Origin of the sequence: Oerskovia sp. USHLN155 (genome assembly GCF_037145535.1) — a bacterium.
Lineage (GTDB): Bacteria > Actinomycetota > Actinomycetes > Actinomycetales > Cellulomonadaceae > Oerskovia > Oerskovia rustica.
Map to the genome: position 1 here is coordinate 317,197 of NZ_JBBCXG010000002.1, position 16,070 is coordinate 333,266.

Genomic DNA, 16,070 nt, shown 5'->3' on the forward strand with positions numbered 1-16,070 from the left:
GCAGGGAATATCCCCCTGCTCCATACGTTTGCATCTACATGCGACTTGGCTTCTACACCTTCGGCGACAACGCCCCCGACCCCACGACCGGCGAGCAGATGCCGGTGTCCCAGCGACTGCGCGACGTGCTGGAGCGGATCCGCCTCGCGGACGAGGTCGGGCTCGACTACGCCGGCATCGGCGAGCACCACCGGCCCGACTACGCGATCTCCTCCCCCTCCACGATGATCGCCGCGGCGCTCGCCCAGACCGAGCGGATCACGGTCGGGAGCGCCGTCACGATCCTCTCGACCGAGGACCCCGTGCGCGTCTACCAGCAGTTCGCGACGATGGACCAGTACTCGGGCGGGCGCGTGGAGCTGCTCGCCGGCCGCGGCTCCTTCATCGAGTCCTACCCGCTCTTCGGGGCGGACCTCGACGACTACGACGCGCTCTACGACGAGAAGATCGTCCTTCTGCGCCTGCTCGACGAGGGCGGTCCCGTGACGTGGTCGGGCAAGTTCCGCCCGCCGCTCGAGGACGCGACGATCCTGCCCCGTCCGTTCGACAAGCCGGGGCGCGGCGAGCACCTCGACATCGCGATCGCCACCGGCGGCAACCCGCAGTCCTCGGTACGTGCGGGCGTCCTCGGCCTCCCCGTCAACTACGCCATCATCGGTGGCAAGCCCGCGCAGTTCGCCCCGCTGGTCGACCTGTACCGCCGCGCCGCGACGCAGTCCGGGCACGACGCCGCCGCGCTCGAGGTCTCGGTGTCGACCATGGGATTCCTCGCGGACGACGGCAAGCAGGCGCGGGACTTCTTCTACCCGTACTACCTGCAGAACATGAAGAAGATCTCGGCGGAGCGCGGCTTCCCCATGCCGAACCGCATCTCCTACGAGGCGACGGCCGCGCGCGGCGGGGCGTACTTCATCGGTGCTCCCGAGGAGATCGCGGAGCGCATCGTCGAGCTGCACGGCGCACTCGGCCACGACCGCCAGATCTTCCAGATGGACCTGTCCGGAGTCCCCCAGAAGGAGTCGTTGCGCGCGATCGAGCTGCTGGGCACCGAGGTCGCGCCGCGCGTCCGGGAGGCGCTCGGCTAGGCCGCGACGACCCGCCCTGCACCCGGCCGAGGCGCACGGCGGGTCTCCGGGGATGGAAGCGTTCCCGCGGATCGGGGCACGAGATCGCGGACCCACGCGCGGCACGCGCCCCGCACGATGCCGTGTATCGGTGCGATGTCGGGGAGTTCACAACACGGTCACGATCCGCCCGAACCACCGCCCTCCGGGCGAACCCCCACCTAGTGTCGTCGCATGCGCACCTCGCCCCGCACTCCGTCGATCATCACGGTCACCCTCCTCGGCAGCCTCCTGCTCGCGGGGTGCTCCGCCACGGACCGCGGCACCGGGGCGTCGGACGCCGCCGGAGCGATCAGCCAGGACAGCGTCGCGCAGGACGCCGCCGACGGCGGGCCCGGGCTGGTCGGCGCGTCGGTCCCCGACGAGGACCGTGAGGTCATCACCACGGGCGACCTCACCGTCGTGGCCCCCGACCCGCGAGCAGCGGTCCAGGCCATCAGCGAGCTCGTCGAGACCGCCGGGGGCCGCGTCGAGAGTCGTGCCGAGCATGCGGGCGAGGACGGCCAGGCCTTCGGCAGCCTCACGGTCCGAGTCCCGGCCGTCAAGGTCACGGCGACCGTCGACGCCCTGGACGGGATCGGTGAGGTCCAGGACGTGACCCTCGACGCCCAGGACGTCACCGCGACGGCGATCGACCTCGACGCACGCATCCAGGCGCTCGGCACCTCTGTCGCCCGCCTCCAGACGCTCATGGGCGAGGCCGCCACGACCGCCGACCTGTTGGCGGCCGAGAAGGAGCTCACGGCACGGCAGGCGGAGCTCGAGAGCCTCCAGTCGCAACGTTCGTCGCTCACCGACCGGGTCGACATGTCCACCCTGACGATCCAGGTCCTCTCGCAGGATCCCGAGGTGACGATCCGGCCGGCCGGCTTCCTCGGAGGCCTCGCGGCCGGCTGGGCCGCCCTGCTGGTCGCGCTCAACGCGCTCGTCGTCGCCGTCGGCGCACTCCTTCCCTGGCTCGTGTCCGCCATGCTCGTGCTGCTCGTCGTGCGAGCCGCTCTGAAGGCCCTGCGGGCCAGGCGCCCGGGTGCCGCCCCGCTCGCCGGACCCGAGGGCGGCGCCTCGTCCCCGGGCGACGGCGGGGACGGCGGAGGGGGCGACAGCGACGAGAGCGCCCACCTCGCCGGGTCGGGTGGTCGCCGTGGTTGAACCGTCGGCAGTCGAGCAGCACGATCGGCGCCTGGAGACCTACCGGCGACGGGTCGGTCGCCTGTACGACGGCGCAGCCCCGGTCGGGCACCTCGTGACCCGGGTCTGCACGCACTGGGAGACCGTGGGGCCACACTCCTTCCCGACCTACGTGAACCCCGAGGAGCGTCTGCAGTGGCGCGTCCACTTCGACGACCCCGACCGCACGGACGCCTTCAGCGACGACCAGGACCGGCACGTCGCGGATCTCCGCGGTCGGGAGATCGACGCCTGGGAGGCCGGTCGCCTCGAGCTCGCCGACCACACCCTGCGCATCGAGTGGCTTGACGGCGACGACGCGGCGGCGGCCTGGCGGGCGAACGGCTGGTCGTGACCGGTCGACGGCGGGTACGACGACGAAAGGCCGCCCCGTGGGGCGGCCCTTCGTCGTGACAACTGGGGTGATGCGCCGCCCGAGGGCGACGTGGTGGAGGTGCGGGGAATCGAACCCCGGTCCGGTGGCGCAAATCCAGGACTTCTCCGGGCGCAGTCTGCTGTTGATTTTCTCGGCCCCAGCACTCACACAGACAAGGTGCTGACGGGCTAAGTCATCTAAGAGTCCCTACGCCGCCGATGACGAACGTCGTAAGCAGTGGCTCTCTAGCTGACGCCAGGAACCGGGGCGAGAGCAACCCCGGGCTGACGGACTTCGAAGACTCGCTCAGGCGGCGAGTGCGAAGTCGGTGCGCTTGGAATCGGCACCTATTGGTTTGCAGACGTCGTTTACGAGATAAGTCTGCATCCTCGGCCCGCTTCTCCTCGAAGCACGACCACCGTCGAAACCGATCACCCCCTGTGCAGTTGTCAATCACCGGCCGAGCACCACCCCGTCCGTCCGCCTGTGGCGTCCGTCCGGTTCGACACCGGGTCAGTGGTACCAGCCTACGGGATCAACACCACCGTGGGCGACCGTATTTCCGGTGCTACTTCTTGCGGCTCAGCGCGTCGACGAGCAACCCACCGGCGATACCCAGCAGGAAGACGTCCTTGGCGAGACCGATCCCCTGCGGGGTGGGTCGGATCCCGTCCTGCTCGGTCATCCCCGGCGTCTTGAGGTACATCGAGACGAGCCCGGCGGAGAAGGCGCCCAGCCCGAGCGCGACCACACCGGTCGGCACGAACGGCACGAGCAGGGCCGTGCCCAGCGCGATCTCGGTCGTGGACAGCGCCTTGGTGAACTGCACGGGGTCCTGGTCCTCGAGGAACGGGAACGTCCCGGCGGCCATCCCGTGGATGCCTTGCGCGGTGGCCTCGTCGGCGCCACGCTTGGTGAGCCCTGAGTTGAGGATGAATGCGCCTGCTGCGACGCGCGGAATGTACTGACGGAGCTTGACCACGGGGCCTCCTCGGCAAGGTGACGACGACTACCCTGCGACGCTACGTCGTCGGGCAGCCGGATGCACGTCCACCCGCCGAGCGCCGCCCACGGCGCCCGACGACGTCACTCACCCTCGCGCGCACGTCACCGGTTCTGCCGGTGGCGCATCGCGCGATGCGCCTCGCGGTTGTCCTGCTGCTCGCGCAGCGCCTGACGCTTGTCGTACTCCCGCTTGCCCTGCGCGAGCGCGATCTCGACCTTCGCGCGGCCGTCGAGGAAGTACAGCGAGAGCGGCACGATCGTGTAGCCCTTCTCGCGGGACTTCGCCTCCAGCCGCAGGATCTCGTCCTTGTGCAGCAGCAGCTTGCGCTTGCGGCGGGGGGCGTGGTTGTTCCACGTCCCCTGCGAGTACTCCTGGATGTGCACGTTCTCGAGCCAGGCCTCGCCGCCGTCGACGGCCACGTAGCCGTCGAGCAGCGAGGCCCGGCCCTGGCGCAGGGCCTTGACCTCGGTGCCGCTCAGGACGAGCCCGGCCTCGAACACGTCGACGATCAGATAGTCATGGCGGGCCTTGCGGTTGCTGGCGATGATCTTGCGGCCAGTCTCCTTCGCCATGAGGGCATCTTCCGATCTGCTCGAGCTCCGTGGTGCGCCCAGGACGGGCCCACCCGCGCCGTGCGGCGCGACGTCCCAGGTTACGCGAGTTCGGCCCGCGACCCGTAGGTCTTTACGTCAGAGCATGCTCTCCGGGTCGACCGTCCCGCCGTTGACGTACACCTCGAAGTGCAGGTGGCAGGCCTGGCTGGTGCCCGTCGTGCCCGAGTACCCGACGAGGGTGCCCTTCGAGACGCTCTGGCCCGCGCGGACGGCGAACCTCGACAGGTGGTTGTAGCTCGTCATGAGGTTGGACCCGTTGACGGTGCCGTGGTTGATCATCACCTGGTTGCCGAGGCCGCCGTAAGGCCGGGCGAACAGGACCGTGCCTCCCGCGGCGGCATAGATCGGGGTGCCGCAGTAGGCGCGGAAGTCCGTGCCCGCGTGCAGCCGGTACGTGTTCGGCAGCACCGGGTGCTGGCGCATCCCGTAGCGAGAGGTGATGTGCGGGACGGCGGTCGGGTAGGACAGGAACTTGCCGGTCGAGGCACCCCCGCCACCGCCACCGCCGCCGCCCCCACCGGAGCCACCGCCGGAGCCGCCCCCACCACCGGACCCGCCGCCCGTGGCGGGCGGCGGCTGCTTGGCCGCCTCCTCGGCGGCCTTCCGGTCACGCTCGGTCTGGGCCGCGATGATGCCCTGGAGCTCGGTGGTCAGAGCCGCCTGCGCCTGCTCGTTGGCCGCCATCTGGGCGATCGCGGCGTCCTTGCGCGACTCGATCGTCGCCTGCTTCGCCTGCTGCTCGACGATCAGTCCCTCGATCTCGGCCTTGCGGTCGGCCGCCGCCGTCCGCGCGGCATCGGCCGCGACGACGTTCTCGTCGGCCTGGACCTTCAGGTCCGCGATCGTCTCGCGGATCGCGGTCAGCCGAGCCTCCCGGTTGCGTGCGATCGACTCGGCCTCCTGGAGGTCCGTGAGGGTCCGGGCCTGCGTGCGGGCCGCGGTCGTCGACATCGCGTACTGCTCGATGAAGTCCTCGGTGCTCTGTGCCCCGGTCACGATGCCGAGCCCGCTGACCTCCCCCTGCCCCCGGTAGGCCTGGCGTGCCATCTCGGCGATGCTGGACTTCGCCGAGCTCGCCTTGCCCGCGGACTCCTGGATGTCGAGGCTGATGGCCTCTTCCTCGGCCTGAGCGTCCTGGAGACGCACCTCGAGCTGCGCGGCCTCGCGCTGGGTGCGCTCCAGCTCGGCCGTCGCCGTGTCGAGCTCTGCCTGTGCCACCGGGAGACGGCCCTCGATGGTCTGCAGGTCGAGGATCGCCTGGGCAAGTTCTGCGTCGGTACCTTCGAGCTGCGACTCGAGACCTTCGCGGTCCTTGAGCGCCTGGCTCTGTCGGCGTTCCGCGGCCGCGCGCTGGTCGTCCAGGTCGTCGGCCGTCGCGGCGACAGCGGTTCCCAGGAGAAGGAGCAGGGCGGTTCCGCCCGCGGCGAGGCGTCGGGTCAGCTGGGACATGTCACACCCTCGTGTATCGGCTGAGCGTGACGACCGAGGAGATGGCCGCCAGGACGAATGCGATGAGGAGGAGCAGCGGCGCGATGCGCAGCACGTCCGCCTCGGAGATGTAGGCGATCCAGCTCACCGAGCTCTGGAGCCAGTCCGTCACGAGGTACTTGACCCCGAGCCAGAGGCCCCCGACCGCGAGGAACGCACCGACGACCGCGGCGATCGCCCCCTCGAGGATGAACGGCAGCTGGATGAACAGCTTGGACGCCCCGACGAGCTTCATGATCTCGGTCTCGCGCTGACGGCTCATGGCGGACAGACGGATCGTCGTGGTGATGAGGAGCACCGCGGCGAGCATCATCACGACGGCGAGGCCCCCGGCCATGAGCGAGGCGCGGTTGAGCGCCAGGAAGAGCGAGTCGAAGATCCGACGCTGGTCCTCGACCCCTTCGACGCCCGGACGGCCGGTGACGACGTCGTTGACGACCTCGTAGTTCTCCGGGTTGGAGAGCTTGAGGCGGAACGAGGCCTGCATGTCGTCGACCGTCAGCTGCGTCCCGTTGTACCCGTCGGGGAAGCGCTCCTGGAAGGCCGCGAACGCGTCCTCCTTCGACTCGAAGAAGACGGTCTGGACCTCGTCGCCGAGCTCGCTGCCGAACAGCACCTCGAGCGAGTCGATCTGCTCGGGCGACGCCTCGCCGCCGGCGCACGTCGGGTTCGGGGAGTCGATGGGACACAGGAAGACGGAGACCTCGACCCGGTCGTACCAGTCGTCCTTGAGCTTGTCGATCTGTAGCTGGAGGAGCGCGGACGCACCGACGAAGGTCAAGGACACGAAGGTCACGAGGACGACCGAGATGGTCATCGCGAGGTTACGACGAAGGCCTGCGCCGATCTCGGCGAGGATGAACTGGGCACGCACCTGCTACCACTCCCCCCGGCCGGACTGCTGCATCTGCGTCGAGCTCGCGGCCGACCCCTGGGTCGTGCTCGCCGGGGCCGCCTCGACCTGCGCGGGGCGCTCGATCGCGGGCACAGGGCGCACCTCGACGGGGGGCGACCACGGTCGCGCCGCGAGATGACCGGTGGGCGCACGGAGCGCGTCGTCGTCGGGCATGGGGACCCCCGCGCCGTAGACACCGTCCTTCTGGTCGCGCAGCACGACCCCGTTCGAGAGCTCGATGACCCGCTGACGCATCTGGTTCACGAAACCGGAGTCGTGCGTGGCCATGACGACCGTGGTGCCCGTGGCGTTGATGCGCGACAGGAGGTTCATGATCCCCAGCGAGGTGTTGGGGTCGAGGTTCCCGGTCGGCTCGTCCGCGAGCAGGATCGAGGGCCGGTTGACGAAGGCGCGCGCGATCGCGACGCGCTGCTGCTCACCACCCGAGAGCTCGTGCGGGCGGCGCTTCTCCTTGCCCTGCAGACCGACCGTCTCGAGGACCTCGGGAACCGTCACGGCGATCATGTGGCGCGGCTTGCCCGTCACCTGGAGCGCGAACGCCACGTTCTCGAAGACCGTCTTGTTCTGCAGCAGCCGGAAGTCCTGGAACACGACGCCGATCTGCCGGCGCAGCGACGGGACCTTCCAGCTCGACAGGGTCGACAGGTCGCGCCCGGCGACGAAGACCTTGCCCTGGGTGGGCCGCTCCTCACGCAGAGCGAGCCGCAGGCACGTCGACTTCCCGGAGCCGGACGCACCGACCAGGAAGACGAACTCTCCGCGCTCGATCTCGGCGGACATGCCGTTCAGGGCAGGTCTGGCGCCACGGGCGTAGACCTTCGAGACGTTCTCAAAACGGATCACAGGGGTTGACCAGTCTCTCGTTGGGGGAAGCGAAAAGTGTTCGCTGGTCGCCCACGAGAGTAGGCACGCCCGAAAGGCCTGACACCGCTGACACGCCGGGTACGTCCGTATCCGGCGCTCTGGCGGGACGTTTCACCCCGGGTGACGGAAGAGGCCGGGACACGAGGTCCCGGCCACGTCGTCAGGCCTGGTCAGCGCTGCGGCGCCACCGGATCCCGGCCTCGATGAAGCCGTCGATGTCGCCGTCGAACACCCCCGAGGTGTTGCCGACCTCGTACTCGGTCCGCAGGTCCTTGACCATCTGGTACGGGTGCAGGACGTAGGAGCGCATCTGGTCGCCCCAGCTCGCCTTGATGTCGCCCGCCATGGCCTTCTTGGCCGCGCTCTCCTCGGCCTGGCGCTGCAGGAGCAGTCGCGACTGGAGCACGCGCAGGGCCGCGGCGCGGTTCTGGATCTGCGACTTCTCGTTCTGCATCGAGACGACGATCCCCGTGGGGATGTGGGTCATGCGCACGGCCGAGTCCGTCGTGTTGACGGACTGCCCGCCGGGGCCCGACGAGCGGAACACGTCGACCTTGATCTCGGACTCGGGGATCTCGACCGAGTCCGTCTGCTCGATGAGCGGGATGACCTCGACCGCGGCGAAGGACGTCTGACGGCGACCCTGGTTGTCGAACGGCGAGATGCGCACCAGGCGGTGCGTGCCGGCCTCGACCGACAGGTGCCCGAACGCGTAGGGCGCCTTGACCTCGAACGTCGCGGACTTGAGCCCCGCCTCCTCGGCGTACGACGTGTCGAGGACCTGGGTCGGGTAGCCGTGACGCTCGGCCCAGCGCAGGTACATGCGCATGAGCATCTCGGCAAAGTCGGCGGCGTCGACGCCGCCCGCACCGGAGCGGATCGTCACGACGGCCTCACGCGCGTCGTACTCGCCCGAGAGCAGCGTCTTGACCTCGAGCACGCCCAGGTCCTTGCGGATCAGCTCGAGCTCGGAGGCCGCCTCGGCAAGGGTCTCGGCGTCGCCGTTGTCCTCCGTGGCCATCTCGACGAGCGTCTCGAGGTCGTCGATCCGGTCGCTCATGTTCGTGATGCGGTCGAGCTCGGACTGCGTCTGCGACAGGGCCGTCGTGACCTTCTGGGCGGCGTCCGGGTCGTCCCACAGGTCCGGCGCCGACGCCTTGTCCGACAGCTCGGCGATCTGGACGCGCAGGGCGTCGGGGTCGCTCACGGCGCTGATGGTGTCGAGCGTCGATCGGAGGGCGCGGATCTCGTGCGGGAAGTCGATGGTGGCCACGGTCCTCAAGGTTACGCGACGACGGCGACCCGCACGGCCCGGTCCCGCGGGTGCGCGCCCGCGGTACCTCTGTCAGCCGCCCGACGACGGCGCTCGGGTCCCCTGGGCAGGCTCGGCCAGGGCGTCGGGTGCGGTGGGCGCAGGTTCGCCGGGCGCGGAGACGGCGTCGGCGCCGGGCTCGGTGGCGGGCTCGGCGGCCGCGGCGGCCCGGCCCTCGGCCCGTGCCCTCGCCAGGAGGGCCTCCAGTCGCTGCGTCCGCCGACGACGGTTGTCCCGCACCCCGATCACGACGAGCGCGACCACCGCGAGGAGGAGCAGGTGGACCCAGGGGATCGCCCAGGTCGTCACGGTGACCGTGACAGGTCGTAGGTCCGCCGCGGGGACGTCGATCGCCCCGCCGGCCTCACCCTCGGTCGTGACGAGCGCGGGCGTCACGACGACCTCTGTCGTCACGGGCCCGACGGGCCAGATCCCACCGATCGTCGCCGCCGTCGAGCGCGAGGTGCCAGGGATGAGCTCCTTGATCCCTTCGACACCGCGATCCAGGGACGAGGCACCGATGCCGAACGGTCCAGACGTATTGATCGTCTGGTCACCGGCGACCCGCAGGTTCCCGTCGTTGGTCACCTCGTAGGACACCCTGACGTCGCCCGGGGCGAACGGGTTCCACGACGGCGTGTAGGTCGCGGTGACGCCGTCGAGCGCTATCGAGGGCACGACCTCCCCCGGGACCCGCAGGTTGACGCGCACGCCGACCCTGCTCTCGACACCGACCCCCGGACCCGAGGCGGAGGCCGCTGTCGTGACCGTCGCGACGATGCCGGCGGGGTGGTCGCCGGGCGTCACGTTCTCGGGCACCGTGATGGTGAAGGGCACGATCACGGTCTCGCCCGCGGGGACCTCCACGCTCTGCTGGACCTCGAACCAGCCGCCGGAGTCCTGGGGCTCCTGGTCGGAGGTGCGGATGTCGAAGCTCCCCGTGGGGGTGAAGATGCCGTCGTTCGTGACCATGGCGAAGGTCACCGGGGCCGGACCGTGGTTGGAGACGGCGACCTGGTCCTGGATCTGGGCGCCGGGTTCCGCGACGAAGTCGAAGATCCGGCGGTCGTCGGGGCCTTCGGCCGACGCCGTGGTGACCGAGAACCGGAAGCTGTCGGGGTCGGGGGCGCTCGCGTGGGCCGCCCCGACGACGCCGACCAGGGTGAGCGCCAGCGCACCGAGGGCCGCGAGCCCCGTACGGAGCCCGGCAACGGTCCGCCTCGTCGGCCGAGGTCCTGCCTCACGTGCCTTCTTCATGTCCTTGCTCACCACGACTTCCGGTCTTCCTCGAACGGGTTGCTGCACCGGAGACGGTACAGGGCCGACGGAGATCCGCCGGCCCTGCGTTCGTCACCGTCCGTGACTCAGATCGAGCTGTCAGCTCTCCATGAGCGTGAGCGTCAGCGTCGACGCGTACGCACCGGAGGGCGTGCCCTTCGGGACCGTGAGGTTCAGGCCGGCCTTGACGCCGAACGACTGCCCCTTGGCCTCGAGCGACGAGCCGCTCGACACCAGGAGGTCACCGACCTGGACGCCGCCCGTGAGCCAGTCGCCACCGGGGCCCTCGCCCGCGGGGACCTCCTGGAGCTCGCCGGCGATCGGCTGGCCCGGCGTGACGTTGAAGTCACCGGGGATCGGGTTCGCCAGCTCGGGGACCCACCCGAGGTTCGAGGAGTCGATCTCCGGCAGTCCTGCGGCGGTGAAGCTGCTGACCTGGCCCGTGACGGTCCAGCTCGCGTCCGCACCCACGTCGTTGCGGTCGTCGGTGACGCTGATGCCGTCGAGGAGACCCGTGAACTCACGGTTCCCGGCGGCCCAGACGTCGTCGTCGGTCGTCTCGCCGAGAGTGACGGACGGGTTGGCGACGTTGAGCGCGAGCGCTCCGACCGGCGTGACGGCGACCTGGATCTGGACGTCCTCCTCACCGTGGGTCACCTCGTCGGCGGCGGCCCCGGAGGCCATCGCGACGGTTCCGAGAAGCATCGCACCGAGTGCTCCGCCGGCAATCCACTGCTTCCTTGCACGTGCGTTCATGTAAGTCTCCGTCGTTGGAGGGTGTCGGACCGGATCACCATAGCGGCGAACCCTTGTTTTGTCAGTCATCAGACAAAAGTTGCATGGTTCGTTAAGAAAGTGAACGTACTTGGTCACCTTGCGCCGCCCGTGTTCACCGGATGGTCATGAGTACCACCGACCCTCGGGACTCACCAAGCCCGTGCGCTGGACCCGGCACGTACGAGGATCCCGTCCGACCACAGCTGGGTCACCCAGGTGACGAGGACCGGGCGGGACAACCCGACGAGCTGGACCTCCGCGGTCCGTCCGTCGGGCGTCGACGCCTCGACGATGGTGACAGCATGCAGGTCGTCCAGCATCTCGGGATGCGCCCCCAAGAACTCCTCGACCGAGGCACGTACCTCCGCGTCGCTGAGCCGGAGCACCGCCTGCTCCTGGGGGGCCGGCAACTGCCCCTCGTAGAAGGTGTCCTCGCTCATCGAGTCGGCTGCGTCGATCGCGGCGGCGTCCGCCACGTCGAGAAGCCGCTTCCGGTCGAGGTGGACCCCCGTCGCCGAGACCACCACGGTGACGAGCAGGAGCGCGAACGCGACGAAGGCGCTCGTGAGGAGCAGGATCTGGCCGCTGTCCCCACGTCCCCGGACGGCAGGAACGCAGCGCCCACGCGCCGTCGGCAGCAGCGGACGACGGCGGCCCCTCACTGCCGCGCCCCCGCGTACCTGTCCACGGACGAGACGTGGGCGGCCTCGACCGGGACGGACAACGGCACCCACGACCGCACTCCCGGCGGCACGAACGGGAGAGGGACGTCGTAGCGCACGATCGTGCCGACCTCGCTGCCGGGATCGAGGCAGCGGGAGCCAGAGCACGAGATCGACAGCACGTCGGCTGGTCGGACGTCCGTGAATCCCTGGTCCGCGAGCGCCAAGGAGACCGCAACACCCGCACGCGCCTCGCCCTGCGCGACCGAGTCGGCCGTGACGAAGGCGCGAGCCGACTCCTTCGCAGCGCCCTCGACCGCGAAGGTCGCCGCCTGGATCCGTCCGAGCGTCAGCGCGAGGTACATCACGGGCAGCAGGAGGAGCAGCGCGGCCCCGAGGAACTCGACGATGGCGTTGCCCTCCTCACAGACCGTGCGAGAGCTCTTGCGACGTCCCACGAGAGCACCGTCCGCGACACGAGACCGCACCCTCTGCAGAGACCCACCGGTCGGACCCGTCCTGTCGTGCTGCCGAGCCACGGCGCCCCCGCGCCTGCTCACTGCTCCTCCTTCAGAGCGTGCCCATCCACCGTGACGACGCCCGACGGGCCGAGCAGCCCGACGACGGGCAGCGGAAAGGTCACCGTCACCTCCACGACACGCAACCCGCCGTGGTCGACCTCTCGCGCCGAGACGTCCTGCGCGAACCGCTCGGAGAGCGCCGCGTCGATCAGGGTGCGCGTGCGCGCGGCACCGTCCGCCGTGGTCCGGTCGGCCCGGCCTGCGAGCCGTGCCCCCTCGGCCGCGCTGTCGATCACGATCGCCCGCACGTGCAACGCGAGAACCACCTGGAGAACCCCCAGGAACAGGGCGAGCAGGATCACGGAGACCAGGACGAAGTCCACGACGGCCGAGCCGCCGTCCCGCACGGGAACGGCCCGACCAGTGGCCTGGACGCGTCGTCCGCGCACGTGGCTCACGGACCGCCGACGCTGTTGATCGCCTTCGTGAAGGTCTCGGTGAGCGCCGGGCCGGCGACGGCCCACAGGGCGATCACCAGGCCTGCGGTCATCAAGGTCACCAGGACCCAGCCGGGGACGTCGCCCCGCTCCGGCGCCCCCAGGCGCTGCCGGACCCGTCCGGTCAAGGTCGTCGTTCGTCTCGTCATCATGCTCCCTCGGTCGGTCGGCCGCGTCGTTCGTGCGCGGCCGTGGTCCAGGTCGTCTTCGCAGGTCGTGGGCAGGGTCGGTCGGTCGTCCGTCCGGTGCACGGGTGTCGGTCGTCCGCTCAGAGGCCGATCCGCAGGGTCGCGATCGACGGATAGATCGCGAAGCAGACGGTCACGGGAAGGATCAGGAAGACCACGGGGACCATCATGAGGACCTCCTTGCGGCCGCCCGACTCCATGAGCGCCCGACGGCCCGCCTCCCGCACGTCCTGCGCCTGGGCACGCAGGACGTCCGCGAGCGGAGTCCCCCGCTCGACCGCCACGGCGACGCCTTCGGCGAAGCGGGTCAGGCTCGTCAACGCGGTCCGGTCTGCCAGCGCTTCGAGCGCACGTGCCAACGGCACGCCTGAGCGGACCATCGAGAGCGTCAGCGCGAGCTCTGCCGACAGCTCACCGCGGGCCATGGTCGCGACGCGCTCCATCGCCGCGACGGGTCCCTCTCCTGCCCCGACGGACAGCGCGAGCAGCTCGGCGATGGTCGGGAACTCCATGAGCATGCGTTCCTCGCGCCGCGCGACCTGGCGCGCGAGCCGGTGGTCGCAGCCGAGGAGGCCGCCGAGCCCGCAGAAGGCGACGAGAGCGGCGAGAACCACGGGCGACGATCCCCGGGTCGCGGCCAGGAGCAGGGCGAGCAGCAACCCACCGACCAGGCCGAGCACGGCCCACACGACCTGTTGCGCGCGGAACTGGTCGACGCTCTCGGGACGCCCCGCCTGATCGAGGCGTCGGCGGAGCACCGCGCGGGTCGACCCGAATCTCTCGAGGCCCTTCCCGACCTCGGTCAGCCACGGGCCGACGAGGCGGTCGAGGGACGGGAAGGGCGACCGCGCCGGCGACTCCTGCAGCAGCGACGACGACGTCCCGAGCACCCGCAGGTAGGGGCCGACGCGTTCGTCCAGCCGGAACCGCCGCGCGCGCAGGCGCGAGAGGACGACGAGGAGCCCGCAACCGAGCATCGCTCCTGCGCCGGCGCCGAGCCACGACACCTCGGTACCGCTCATCGCAGGACCCGCACTTCCTCGGGCAGCCGCCCGATACGTCGCATGATCAGGTAGGCGACCACCGAGGTGAGCACCCCACCGCCGAGCACCACGGCCCCCTGGAGAGAGCTGTAGGCCTGGGCCGTCTCCGGTCGCGTGGCCAGGAGCGCAAGGACGACCCACGGTCCGGCCACTGCGAGTCGGGCGCCGTTCACCGTCCACGACTGCCGCGCCTCGAGCTCTCCTCGGGTCCTGGCGTCCTCACGCAGGAACATCGCCAGCGTGCGCAGGAGCTTGCCGAGATCCGTGCCGCCCACCTCTCTCGTCATGCGCAGCGCCTCGACGATGCGGTCCGCGACGGGATCTGCCAGCCGCGCCTTGAGCGCGTCGAGGCAGTCGGCGAACCGCCCGGTCGCCCGGAAGTCCTGGGCGAAGCGCGCGAACGGCTCGCGCAGCTCGACCGGGCCCCTCTCCCCGAGCTGCCCCACCGCCTCCGGCAGCGAGAGCCCTGCACGCACCCCCGAGGCGAGGTGGTCCACGACCTCCGGCCACACGTCCCGCAGGCTCGAGCGCCGCCGTCGGGCACGCGAACGCACGAGCGCAAGAGGTGCGGCGGCCGCCATCGACGCGAAGCACGCGGCGACGGGCATCGCCCGGGTGAGCGTGACCACCACCAGCAGGACGAAGACCCCGAGCGCCGCACTTGCACCGACCAGCGCACGCGGAGTGACCGTCGGTGCACCGGCGAGCACCAGGAGGTCCTGCGTCCTCGCCGACCAGCCGTCGGTCCGACGGGGCGGGCGAGAGGTCGGCTCCCACCAGGCCCACCACACGCAGAACACCCCGACCCCGAGCAGCAGACCCACCATGACGCCCATGTCAGCGTCCCTCGCCCGCTCGCGGGCCGACCATGAGCGCCGCGAGGTCGATCCCGGCCCGTGCGAACCGTTCCTCCGCCGGCGGGAACCCGTCGCCGCGCACGAGATTCCCCCCGAGCCGGTGGAAGAGGTCCGAGGTCTCGACCACCCCCTGCTCCACGCGGCCCGGGACCCCGACGATCTCCCGGACCTGGCGCCGCCCGTCCGCAGTCACGTCCAGGTGGACCACGACGTCGACCGCGCCTGCCACGGTCGGGACGACGAAGCGGTCCGAGACGTTCTCCCCGGCCAGCAGCGGCAGGGTGCACATCTTGGAGATCGCCTCACGGGCCGAGTTCGCGTGGATCGTGCACATCCCGGGGACGCCAGCGTTCAGCGCGACGAGCAGGTCGAAGCTCTCCGCCTCACGCACCTCGCCGATGACGATCCGGTCGGGCCGCATGCGCAGCGCCTCCTTGACCAGCCGCCGCAGCGGGATCTCCCCCGTGCCCTCGAGGCTGGGCTGACGGCACTGCATCGAGACGATGTCGCGCACGGCGAAGCGCAGCTCGAACACCTCCTCGCACGTGATGACCCTCTCGTGGGAGGGGATCGACCCGGCGAGCGCGTTGAGCATGGTGGTCTTTCCCGCCTGCGTGGCGCCCGCCACGAGGACGTTGAGACCGGCCCTGACCGAGGCGTGCAGGAACGCCGCTGCGTGCGGCGTCAGCGAACCGAGACGCACCAGGTGCTCCAGGTGCGAGGCCCGCACCACGTGCTTGCGGATGTTCACCGCGAAGTGCTCGCGCGTCACGTCCGGGATCACCACGTGCAGGCGTTCGCCCCCGGGCAGCGCGGCGTCGACGAAGGGGCTCGAGAGGTCCAGGCGCCGACCGGAGGACTTGAGCATCTGCTCGACGAGGTCGCGGACCTGGGCGCTCGTGAGGATGGTCGAGGTGAGCTCGGCGTTCCCGCCGCGTGCGACGAAGACCTGCGCGGGCGAGTTGATCCAGACCTCCTCGATCTCCGGGTCGTCGAGGTACTTCTGGAGGGGGCCGAGGCCCGCGACGGCGTCGAGCACGGCCCGTACGGCGCCGGGGACGTCGGCGAGCGGGGGCACGACGCCCAGCGCAGTCCGGGTGTCGTAGTCGGCCAGCGCGTCGGCGACGAGCTGGTCGATGCCCGCCTTGTCGCGCAGCGGGTCGACGCCACGGCGGCGGATCAGCTCGCGGACCTCACGCTCGAGGATCGCCACGCCTGCGGTGCTCATCGTCGTGCCACGCTCCCCTGCGTCCCTGCGCGCCCCCCGCGCAGTCGACCACCCGTCGGGGTGGTTGCGCGCCGAGACTAGGGCACGACCGGCCGGGTCCGCACCCACCCCTGTGGACAACCGCTCAGAATCCGCGGCATCTCGCGGATCCC

The 16,070-nt window shown here is 70.6% G+C and carries 17 protein-coding genes, 1 other RNA gene and 1 pseudogene; 3 read left to right on the plus strand and 16 right to left on the minus strand.

Annotation, left to right across the window (positions count from 1 at the left end; genetic code table 11):
• The first annotated feature begins 38 nt into the window (after nucleotides 1-38).
• From WFH32_RS04380 to WFH32_RS04390, 3 genes are all read left to right on the plus strand, one after another.
• Complete coding sequence (locus tag WFH32_RS04380) at nucleotides 39-1,085, plus strand: LLM class flavin-dependent oxidoreductase (RefSeq protein WP_191794344.1); 1,047 nt, start codon at nucleotides 39-41, stop codon at nucleotides 1,083-1,085.
• A gap of 213 nt (nucleotides 1,086-1,298) precedes the next feature.
• Entirely contained in the window at nucleotides 1,299-2,273 is a 975-nt protein-coding gene (locus tag WFH32_RS04385) for a DUF4349 domain-containing protein (RefSeq protein WP_191794345.1), read from the plus strand.
• Nucleotides 2,266-2,646: a hypothetical protein gene (locus WFH32_RS04390; protein ID WP_191794346.1), complete on the plus strand. Its 381-nt coding sequence runs from the start codon at nucleotides 2,266-2,268 to the stop codon at nucleotides 2,644-2,646. Before WFH32_RS04385 ends, WFH32_RS04390 begins: the two co-directional genes overlap by 8 nt.
• 91 nt (nucleotides 2,647-2,737) lie before the next feature.
• Here the strand turns inward: WFH32_RS04390 and ssrA are convergent.
• From ssrA to WFH32_RS04470, 16 genes and pseudogenes are all read right to left on the minus strand, one after another.
• Nucleotides 2,738-3,106, minus strand: a transfer-messenger RNA (tmRNA) gene (ssrA, locus tag WFH32_RS04395).
• A gap of 129 nt (nucleotides 3,107-3,235) precedes the next feature.
• Nucleotides 3,236-3,649 carry a hypothetical protein gene (locus tag WFH32_RS04400; protein WP_191788878.1) on the minus strand — a complete coding sequence of 138 codons (414 nt, stop codon included), beginning with the start codon at nucleotides 3,647-3,649 and terminating at the stop codon, nucleotides 3,236-3,238.
• A gap of 125 nt (nucleotides 3,650-3,774) precedes the next feature.
• Complete coding sequence (smpB, locus tag WFH32_RS04405; RefSeq protein ID WP_191794347.1) at nucleotides 3,775-4,245, minus strand: SsrA-binding protein SmpB; 471 nt, start codon at nucleotides 4,243-4,245, stop codon at nucleotides 3,775-3,777.
• 117 nt (nucleotides 4,246-4,362) lie between these two features.
• Nucleotides 4,363-5,736, minus strand: coding sequence for a peptidoglycan DD-metalloendopeptidase family protein (locus WFH32_RS04410; RefSeq protein ID WP_191794348.1), 1,374 nt, complete (start codon nucleotides 5,734-5,736; stop codon nucleotides 4,363-4,365).
• Nucleotide 5,737: 1 nt separating this feature from the next.
• Complete coding sequence (gene ftsX, locus WFH32_RS04415) at nucleotides 5,738-6,649, minus strand: permease-like cell division protein FtsX (protein WP_191794349.1); 912 nt, start codon at nucleotides 6,647-6,649, stop codon at nucleotides 5,738-5,740.
• A gap of 204 nt (nucleotides 6,650-6,853) precedes the next feature.
• A pseudogene (gene ftsE / locus WFH32_RS04420) lies at nucleotides 6,854-7,534 on the minus strand (cell division ATP-binding protein FtsE); the annotation flags it as partial.
• Between the two features lie 181 nt (nucleotides 7,535-7,715).
• The gene (gene prfB / locus WFH32_RS04425) at nucleotides 7,716-8,828 is read right to left on the minus strand and encodes a peptide chain release factor 2 (RefSeq protein ID WP_191794350.1); all 1,113 of its coding nucleotides are present in this window, start codon (nucleotides 8,826-8,828) and stop codon (nucleotides 7,716-7,718) included.
• 72 nt (nucleotides 8,829-8,900) lie between these two features.
• Complete coding sequence (locus tag WFH32_RS04430) at nucleotides 8,901-10,139, minus strand: WxL protein peptidoglycan domain-containing protein (protein ID WP_336706319.1); 1,239 nt, start codon at nucleotides 10,137-10,139, stop codon at nucleotides 8,901-8,903.
• 105 nt (nucleotides 10,140-10,244) lie between these two features.
• Nucleotides 10,245-10,850, minus strand: coding sequence for a hypothetical protein (locus WFH32_RS04435; RefSeq protein ID WP_191794352.1), 606 nt, complete (start codon nucleotides 10,848-10,850; stop codon nucleotides 10,245-10,247).
• A 221-nt stretch (nucleotides 10,851-11,071) separates the two neighbouring features.
• Entirely contained in the window at nucleotides 11,072-11,584 is a 513-nt protein-coding gene (locus WFH32_RS04440; protein ID WP_336706320.1) for a pilus assembly protein TadG-related protein, read from the minus strand.
• The gene (locus tag WFH32_RS04445; RefSeq protein WP_336706321.1) at nucleotides 11,581-12,042 is read right to left on the minus strand and encodes a pilus assembly protein; all 462 of its coding nucleotides are present in this window, start codon (nucleotides 12,040-12,042) and stop codon (nucleotides 11,581-11,583) included. Before WFH32_RS04445 ends, WFH32_RS04440 begins: the two co-directional genes overlap by 4 nt.
• A gap of 98 nt (nucleotides 12,043-12,140) precedes the next feature.
• On the minus strand, nucleotides 12,141-12,563 hold the full coding sequence (locus WFH32_RS04450; RefSeq protein WP_336706322.1) for a TadE/TadG family type IV pilus assembly protein: 423 nt from the start codon (nucleotides 12,561-12,563) through the stop codon (nucleotides 12,141-12,143).
• Complete coding sequence (locus tag WFH32_RS04455; RefSeq protein ID WP_336706371.1) at nucleotides 12,560-12,751, minus strand: hypothetical protein; 192 nt, start codon at nucleotides 12,749-12,751, stop codon at nucleotides 12,560-12,562. Before WFH32_RS04455 ends, WFH32_RS04450 begins: the two co-directional genes overlap by 4 nt.
• Before the next feature lie 119 nt (nucleotides 12,752-12,870).
• Nucleotides 12,871-13,812 carry a type II secretion system F family protein gene (locus tag WFH32_RS04460; RefSeq protein WP_191794354.1) on the minus strand — a complete coding sequence of 314 codons (942 nt, stop codon included), beginning with the start codon at nucleotides 13,810-13,812 and terminating at the stop codon, nucleotides 12,871-12,873.
• Nucleotides 13,809-14,669 (minus strand): type II secretion system F family protein, encoded by an 861-nt coding sequence (locus tag WFH32_RS04465; RefSeq protein ID WP_336706323.1) that lies wholly within the window; start codon nucleotides 14,667-14,669, stop codon nucleotides 13,809-13,811. Before WFH32_RS04465 ends, WFH32_RS04460 begins: the two co-directional genes overlap by 4 nt.
• 1 nt (nucleotide 14,670) lies before the next feature.
• Nucleotides 14,671-15,918, minus strand: a complete 1,248-nt coding sequence (locus tag WFH32_RS04470; protein ID WP_336706324.1) for a CpaF family protein — start codon at nucleotides 15,916-15,918, stop codon at nucleotides 14,671-14,673.
• Nucleotides 15,919-16,070 lie beyond the last annotated feature (152 nt).